The organism is Vibrio sp. 1151_11 (assembly GCF_029478525.1).
GTDB lineage: Bacteria > Pseudomonadota > Gammaproteobacteria > Enterobacterales > Vibrionaceae > Vibrio > Vibrio anguillarum.
Window position 1 is genome coordinate 1 of the sequence record NZ_SHMN01000041.1, and the last position, 8,466, is coordinate 8,466.

General features: G+C 39.9%; 5 protein-coding genes and 1 pseudogene. All 6 read left to right on the plus strand.

Annotated elements, in window-relative coordinates; translation table 11 throughout:
- Window positions 1–292 precede the first annotated feature (292 nt).
- Window positions 293–838, plus strand: coding sequence for a hypothetical protein (locus EXZ60_RS17745; protein ID WP_088733287.1), 546 nt, complete (start codon window positions 293–295; stop codon window positions 836–838).
- A 171-nt stretch (window positions 839–1,009) separates the two neighbouring features.
- Window positions 1,010–1,567 carry a hypothetical protein gene (locus EXZ60_RS17750; RefSeq protein WP_045986687.1) on the plus strand — a complete coding sequence of 186 codons (558 nt, stop codon included), beginning with the start codon at window positions 1,010–1,012 and terminating at the stop codon, window positions 1,565–1,567.
- A gap of 147 nt (window positions 1,568–1,714) precedes the next feature.
- Window positions 1,715–2,746 (plus strand): hypothetical protein, encoded by a 1,032-nt coding sequence (locus EXZ60_RS17755; protein ID WP_277436079.1) that lies wholly within the window; start codon window positions 1,715–1,717, stop codon window positions 2,744–2,746.
- A 1,327-nt stretch (window positions 2,747–4,073) separates the two neighbouring features.
- A complete protein-coding gene (locus EXZ60_RS17765; protein ID WP_176312652.1) occupies window positions 4,074–4,952 on the plus strand; it encodes a hypothetical protein in 879 nt (292 codons plus the stop codon).
- A gap of 1,155 nt (window positions 4,953–6,107) precedes the next feature.
- The gene (locus tag EXZ60_RS17775; RefSeq protein ID WP_088733327.1) at window positions 6,108–6,623 is read left to right on the plus strand and encodes a lipocalin family protein; all 516 of its coding nucleotides are present in this window, start codon (window positions 6,108–6,110) and stop codon (window positions 6,621–6,623) included.
- 1,745 nt (window positions 6,624–8,368) lie between these two features.
- Window positions 8,369–8,466 (plus strand): annotated as a pseudogene (locus EXZ60_RS17780) (cysteine hydrolase); the annotation flags it as partial.

Here is an 8,466-nt window from a genome sequence, read left to right on the forward strand (position 1 = left end):
TACCTTTCGTTCTCAGTGAGGTGCGTGTATTTCATGTTTTTTACTTCTTGGCGGGAGCAAACTTCATGATTATCGCATCTCACTGTTTTTATGTTCAGAGGTGTCGCACTTCGTACTTGAATCCAAGTCGCCTAACAAACAATTTAAGAGGGATTCCCAACGCTTGGCATTTTCACTATGCGTTGCGTTTAGTGTTTAAGGTGGTATGCGGGGGCTTCGGTATTGTGTTGCTCACACCTTAACAGGGCGTTATATTCCACAAGCTGATCGGTGAACTTTTTAAGGACAAAGGATGAAATATATTGAAATTCCCAAGTATCTTCATGAGGTCTTTGGTGAAAAGCAATCTTTAATTGAAATTACTTGTACGGCAATATTTGCCTTATTTGGTAGTTTTCTAATTTATTTTCAGTTTTATCGTCCTATAGCCCATGAAAATGGTTGGTTGACAGCGTTAGGTTTCATTCTAATTGCTGATGTGTTGGCTGGATGTATTGCAAATTTTAGCCGAGGCACAAATAAGTTTTACGCAGAAAGGAGCAAGGGACGCTTTCTTTTTATTGCTATACATATTCATATCTTAGCGATAGCGTGGCTTCTTTCTGCACCCTTAGAGTATGCGTTTCTAATCTGGGCCTACACAATAATATCTGCCTTAGTGGTAAATGCTTTAAAGGACAATCGTATCCAACTGTTCATTTCTGCAAATCTAATGTGTAGTGGTTTGTTATTACTTATGTTTTTACCGTTACCCACTTGGTTCTTAATCACCAGCACGTTCTTTTTGATTAAAGTCATGTTTAGTTTCGCCGTGGATCATTATGGCAATCAGGGTTAGATATGTAGCCTATCATGGTTAAGTGAATCGAATATAACAAACGGCTCAAGAGGGATTGCCAACGCGTGGCGGCTTTAGTGCAAAATTGAAGTTCAGCGTTTACAGGGTGTTTTTTGAGTTCGGTGGTGCGTTGTCAACCCCTTAGCCGGGCGTTAGAACGAGGTATGAAATATGGAAGCGACTCAACATCGAGTTGAAGATCCTTTGTCAGAAGTGACGAGAAAGGTAAGGCGTAATTTAATTGCCACGGTAGCGGTAATTTTCTTGATGATCTACGGGAACCTGATGCCAACGAAAGTTGATAGCTTAGGTATTAGTTTCACTGACAAAGATCATGCTGTTTTGTTTACCGTGCTGTTTTTGACATTGGCATATTGGCTCAGTTCATTCGTGATTTATTCAAGTTCAGACTTTTTAAAGTGGAAGATTGCGCTAACAAACATCGTTATTAAAGAAGAAGAGAAAGAAGTTGAACAGTATATTAAGCGTAAATATGGTTCAGCACATTTGTCGGAAAAAGCCGAAAGAGGTGAAACAACACCGCTTGACTATGGTGATGAGACGTTAATGGACCACAAAAACACATTAAAAGAAGAATTGCGGAAGAGGACTAGATTATATAATGGTCCTGTTTATTTAGTGAGTATGATTAGAGCTCTGATAGACTTTATTGCACCAATCTTATTAGGGGGAGCAGCATTGTGGCATCTGTATCCGCTATCGTTCTAACAAAGCGTTTAAGACAGATTCGCAACGCTCGGCATTTGCAATTCAGTCGAGTTTTAGTGTTTACGGTGCAATGATTTAGGTTAAGTGGTAGCGTTGCTCACTACTTAACGCGGCGTTATGTTTATTCTCATATAGAGTGGTAAAATATTGATTAACAATAAAAAGGACACTATTCGAAGTTTAGGGCTAGACGCTCTCGATCCTAGTGATTATGAGGGTGAGGACTTCGAAAGGTATCAGTATTTCGAAAATGAATTTGAAAAACTGCTTAACTTAAATGCTAAGTTTTATGGCATAGAGCCCACCATTTTTTACATTAAGAATGACATTGTATGTAACGCTTTTGCTCAAAAGCATAATGACTATAACATTATCGGGATCACACAAGGTTATCCAATTCTATTAGGGGATAAGTTTCAAGAAGCTCTCTTTGATAATGTAGTATTTGCAGCATTCTTTAATAATGAAAGTGTTTCAAGTGGTTTTGCGTCGTTATATGAAAATGAAAATTTTTCATTCGGAAAATTCATGCTTGATTGTTCAATTCATTTTACTTTCTATCATGAGTTTCGTCACTTACGTCAATTCAATGCATTGAAAAGTCAAGCCGAACATAACCTTGCGGAAAATTGTACTGAACGTCCTTTCGACTTAGAAAAGCATATTCTAGAGTATGATGCTGACAAGAGCGCCGCAAACGAAGTTGTGCGATATGCCGCAAGCATTCGCAGGAATTTAGGTTTTCGCACTGATGGTGAATTTTTAGCGTTGATTTATTGTGCATTAGGCAGCTTATTTGTTACTAGGGCATTGTTTAATTATGGATTGGTCCATCAATGGCAAGAGCCTTTCAAACTTTATTCGATAGAGTTTTATACTCAAAAGAACTGGCATCCTCATCCCGCGACTCGGGCTCTAAACTTGTTAGATAGCTTCAATGTCTACATATCTGATGGCTATCCCAACCTAAATATTGAAACCCAAGATTTGGTAACCAATAGTATGGGCATCGCTAAATTGTATTTTGATAAGTTATTACCAAATTTGGATACAGCAGATTTGATCTTTAACAATATGTTTTCAGAGTTAGAAAAATCTAATAAATACAATGACTACTTGCACAGTGAGGCGTTGAATCATCCAGTAATACAGAAACTAATTAGTAAGTCACCAACATAAACATAACAAACTGTTTAAGAGTGATTCGCAACGCGTGGCATTTTTACTATGCGTTGGTTTTAGTGATTAAGGTGGTATGCGGCAGCTTAGGTATTGCGTTGCTCACACCTTAACAGGGCGTTAGCTGGGGTTAAGAAAAGCTGTGAATTTAGGGTGGAAAGGCTTTCGGTTTTCTAGCTACACACCGGACAAATCTCAGCTTCTCAACTATCTCGCCAGTGGCACTTTTCGGGAAGTGTTTGAACTTAACGAAGTCTGCTTACGGGAAATGTTGTGTTTGTTAAGTTCATTGGCGCGGCTTCTTTGTTGTTGAAATTCATGAATGCTTAAATTCGTTTCGTGTGCTCTGTCGTTGGCTTTTTCGATGGAATTCTTTGCAAATTACCGAGTTCAGGAATGGTGATTTCCTCGGTCATTTCTTCTTTGCCAAGCGCATTTCGTGGATTGGGTTTTAATTTCACAGCTGTCCGTTTTACTTTGCCGTTTGAAAGCAATAATGTGTTTCAAATTAGGCATTTTGGCGTAATTTGCTAGCGAAAGTGCAGCAGCTAACTAGGCGTTTAAGACGGATTCCCAACGCTTGGGAGTTTCGGCTCTAGGTTGAGTTTTGTGTTTAAGGCGCAATGATTTAGGATTGTGGTCGCGTTGCTCACCACTTAACGCGGCGTTAGCTGAGGTTAAGAAAAGTCATGAAATTACGTGTTTATTTTTCTTAGTCTGAGGCTCTAGCTTTACACCTGAAAGTCTGCACTTTTCCGCTTATCTCGCCAGTGGCACTGTTCGTGAAGTGTTTGAACTAACCGAAGTCTTCTTACGGGAGGTGGTGTGTTTGTTTATTTCTTTGGTGTGGCTTCTTTGGTTTGAGGCTCTTTCGCGCTTAAATGGATTTCGCGCACTTGGTCGTTGGCTTCTTCGAAAGAATTCTTTGTAAATTTAAGTTCTAGAAGCTCGTCAAGTTTTACTGTTATTTCTTCTTTGCCAAGTGCGTTTCGTGGATTAGGTTTTAGTTTCTAAATTGTCCGTTTTACTTTGTCGTTTGAAAGCAATAATGTGTTTTAAATTAGGCCGTTGGATAGTCAATCTCCGGCTAAAGTGCAGCAGCTAACAAACGGCTCAAGAGGGATTGCCAACGCGTGGCGACTCTAGTGCAAAATTGAAGTTCAGCGTTTACAGTGGTTTTTTGAGTTCGGCGGTGCGTTGTCAACCCCTTAGCCGGGCGTTATGTAGCTTTGTCAATTTAGGCGCTAAAAACGATGAAAGTTCCGTATAAACAAATACGTATAGTTATCGTATAATGCGTGACTGTGACATGAGTTGAGTGCTAAATATGAAAAAAATCTTTCAAGCCATAATGTGGATATCTGCTCTAGCTACAATTATTGGTGTGGGCATGCAATTCAAAACTACTAGTAATGAGATCGAACTCAAGCTTGTTTCTCGTGACTTGTTAACGCGTCCAATAGAGGTTGATGGACTGAAGTCTTCCTACATGTACAACGATATGCCTATTGAAAAGTTGTGGCAACTCCGCTATGTATTGACTAACGTTGGGGGCAGTTCAATTATCGGTAGTGGTGAAAGAAGTGTATTAATCCAAGAATTTATTACGCTAAACTTAACTCCTGGCTATGAAGTTCTCGAAGTAACGTCAAGCTCTGACGACTTTAATATTGAAACTGTAAATAAACAACTCAAGCTCCAATTTATGCAGTGGAAGCCAAGTGAAGTCGTAGAAGTCTTAATGTACCTGTCACAGAATGAGGATGTTGTACCGCCTTCTATTACAATCAATGAGCGTGAAATAATAGATGGTAAAGTATCTAGTACATCCTTGATCTCTAATGAAAGTAAAACATCTTTCATTTATGAACTCTTACCAGAGCCTTTAGTGCTATTTTTTAAATGGTTCACAATTGTCACATACGGGTTAATTCTTTTTATTATGCCTTTTGTTGTTATTGACGATATTAAAAAGAATCGTAAATTCAAAATTTGGTTATCTGATTTTGCTCAAAGTGTTGAACAGATAATTGCGATTCACCCTGATTTTCCCCAAGACGTAAAACAATGGTCTAACGAACACTGGAGAGTGTCCGGTTTGCCTAAGCCCAAAATACCTGATGGTAAATCCAGTGACACTATCCTAGGCTGCGTGGTGATGTTTTTCTTTTTAGGTATTCCTTTGTTGTTTATTGTATCGATATAGCTACATAACAATCTGTTTAAGAGTGATTCGCAACGCATGGCATTTTTACTATGCGTTAGTTTCAGTGTTTAAGGTGGTATGCGGTTGCTTCGGTATTGCGTTGCTCACACCTTAACAGGGCGTTAGGCAAGGTGAGTTTTTATCAGATAAAACGAGGAAATTGAGCGGTAAATTCCATGTTCTCAGGCTGGACTTAAGCAATAAATCGTCATCACTTATTTGTTGTTTCTTGATCGCGTTGAGTTATTTTTCGTTGTGAGTTTAGCGGCAAAATAACCTTCGGCATCCAAACGTCCGCCGAGCATGCTACGTTCGTCACTTTTCTTCCAAATCGCTCAATTTGAATTTTTTGGTTTCTTTGCTGATTTAGGGTTTTGGTTTATAAATGAATCGGTTAGTTTGTTTCAAGTTTACAAAAAAAGCTTGTTCTTTGGTTGTGAAAGTGTCGGTGTCAATTGGTTGGCCTAACAAACGGCTCAAGAGGGATTGCCAACGCGTGGCGGCTTTAGTGCAAAATTTAAGTTCAGTGTTTACTGTGTGTTTTTTGAGTTCGGCGGTGCGTTGTCAACCCCTTAGCCGGGCGTTAGCTGAGGTTAAGAAAAACCATAAAATTCCGTGTTCATTTTTTTTGGTCTGAGACTCTAGCTTTACACCTGAAAGTCAGCACTTTTCCATGTATCTCGCCAGTGGCACTGTTCGTGAAGTGCTTGAACTAACCGAAGTCTGTTTACGGGAAGTGGTGTGTTTGTTTATTTCTTTGGTGTGGCTTCTTTGGTTTTGAAGCTCTTTCGCGTTTAAATGGATTTTGCGCACTTGGTTGTTGGCTTCTTCGAAAGAATTCTTTGTAAATTTAAGTCTTAGAAGCTCGTCAGTTTTCCTATTATTTCTTCTTTGCCAAGTGCGTTTCGTGGGTTAGGTTTTAGTTTCTCAGTTGTCCGTTTTACTTTGTCGTTTGAAAGCCATAATGTGTTTTAAATTAGGCCGTTGGGTAGTCAATCTCCGGCTAAAGTGTAGCAGCTAACAAACGGCTCAAGAGGGATTGCCAACGCGTGGTGACTTTAGTTTAAAATTGAAGTTCAGTGTTTAAGGTGTGTTTTTTTAGTCTGGCGTTGCGTTGTCACCCCCTTAGCCGGGCGTTAGGTATTTGGAGGCATCATGAGATCAATCTTGTTGATTATTTGTACTGTTTTATTAAACGGCTGCTTGGGTATGCCCGAATCAGTAAAGCCAGTGTCGGATTTTGAACTGAACAATTATTTAGGTAAATGGTACGAGGTTGCTCGACTTGATCACTCCTTTGAAAGAGGTTTAAGTCAGGTTACTGCGGAATACCGTGTTCGAAATGATGGCGGCGTTTCGGTTCTTAATCGTGGTTATTCCGAAGAGAAAGGTGAGTGGAAAGAGGCTGAAGGCAAAGCTTACTTTGTAAATAGTCCAACAGACGGTTATCTGAAGGTTTCATTTTTTGGTCCGTTTTATGGCTCTTACGTGGTGTTTGAGTTAGAGCGTGAAAACTACAGTTATGCCTTCGTGTCAGGGCCGAATACAGAATATCTGTGGTTACTTTCAAGAACGCCTAGAGTCGCACCAGACATTCTGGAGAAGTTCGTTCAAATGTCGAAAGAGCGTGGCTTTGATACAAATCGGCTCATTTACGTTCAGCAGCAATAAATACCTAACAAACGGCTCAAGAGGGATTGCCAACGCTTGGCGGCTTTAGTGCAAAATTGAAGCTTAGTGTTTACAGTGGTTTTTTGAGTTCGGCGGTGCGTTGTCAACCCCTTAGCCGGGCGTTATGCAACTCAGGTAAATTTAGGGGTTCAATCTTTTGGGATTTCTCCGGCCATTCGTTTTGTATTGTCGGCAAATGAGCATTTTTACCCTCAAATTCTTGGTTAACTCAAACCGTAAAACAGGCAAGTTTCTTGGTTTACCTCAATTGGTTTTAGCGTTGACGCGTTGTCAGTTTTGCGGGTGCAAAGTGTGGAAAGGGTAAGTTTATCGAGCATTTCGCACTTGCTGAAAGCCTTGCTCGGTGAGTTTGTCTCATTCAAAAGCTGATTTGTCGCTGAAAGGTGGACTTTGTTTTGGCGGCTTATTTATCACGGTTCAGGCTTTGGCTGATTCTTGGTTCACTTAACCAATATTTAGATTGTTTTCTTAATCAAATGTAGTGTAACTTCTGGTTTATCTTATTGAATTTGCATAACAAACGGCTCAAGAGGGATTGCCAACGCTTGGCGGTTTTAGTGCAAAATTGCAGTTCAGAGTTTACAGTGTGTTTTTTGAGTTCGGCGGTGCGTTGTCAACCCCTTAGCCGGGCGTTATGCAACTCAGGTAAATTTAGGGGTTCAATCTTTTGGGATTTCTCTGGCTATTCGTTTGGTGTTGTCGGCAAAGGAGCATTTTTACCCTCAAATTCTTGGTTAACTCAAACCGTAAAACAGGCAAATTTCTTTGTTTGCCTCAATTGGTTTTAGCGTTGGGGCGTTGTCAGTTTAGCGGGTGCAAAGTGTGGAAAGTGCAAGTTAATCGATCATTTCGCATTTGCTGAAAGTCTTGCTCGGTGAGCTTGTCTCCTCCAAAAGCTTGGTTTGTCGTTGAAAGGTGAACTTTGTTTTGGCGGCTTATTTATCACGGTTCAGGCTTTGGCTGGTTCTCGGTTCACTTAACCAATATTTTGATTGTTTTCTTAATCAAATGTAGTGTAACTTCTGGTTTATCTTATTGAATTTGCATAACAAAGCATTTAAGACGGATTCGCAACGCTTGGCGGTTTTAGTGTAAATTCAGTTTTTGCGTTTTAAGTGGTTTGTCGAAGCATTGGTGTTTAGCGTCGCTCACCACTTAATGCGGCGTTATGCAACTCAGGTAAATTTAGGGGTTCAATCTTTTGGGATTTCTCCGGCCATTCGTTTTGTATTGTCGGCAAATGAGCATTTTTACCCTCAAATTCGTGGTTAACTCAAACCGTAAAATAGGCAAATTTCTTTGTTTGCCTCAATTGGTTTTAGCGTTGGCGCGTTGTCAGTTTTGCGGTTGCAAAGTGTGGAAAGGGCAAGTTAATCGATCATTTCGCATTTGCTGAAAGTCTTGCTCGGTGAGTTTGTCTCATTCAAAAGCTTGGTTTGTTGCTGAAAGGTGGACTTTGTTTGGTGGCTTATTTATCACAGTTCAGGCTTGGGTTGATTCTTGGTTCACTTAACCAATGTTTTGATTGTTTTCTTAATCAAATTTAGTGTAACTTCTGGTTTATCTTATTGAATTTGCATAACAAAGCATTTAAGACGGATTCGCAACGCTTGGCGGTTTTAGTGTAAATTCAGTTTTTGTGTTTTAAGTGGTTTGCCGAGGCATTAGTGTTTAGCGTCGCTCACCACTTAATGCGGCGTTAGCCTTATTCAAAAGGAGATTCTATGAAATCAGCAGTTCTTGTTATTGATGTGCAGAATATTTTGTTTGACCCAACACCTCAACCGTTTGAAAGAAATGAGGTTTTAACTCGCATCAATAA

Coding starts and splice junctions, on each gene's coding strand:
- EXZ60_RS17745 (WP_088733287.1), top strand. CDS start 293: ATGAAATATATTGAAATTCCCAAGTATCTTCATGAGGTCTTTGGTGAA.
- EXZ60_RS17765 (WP_176312652.1), top strand. CDS start 4,074: ATGAAAAAAATCTTTCAAGCCATAATGTGGATATCTGCTCTAGCTACA.
- EXZ60_RS17750 (WP_045986687.1), top strand. CDS start 1,010: ATGGAAGCGACTCAACATCGAGTTGAAGATCCTTTGTCAGAAGTGACG.
- EXZ60_RS17775 (WP_088733327.1), top strand. CDS start 6,108: ATGAGATCAATCTTGTTGATTATTTGTACTGTTTTATTAAACGGCTGC.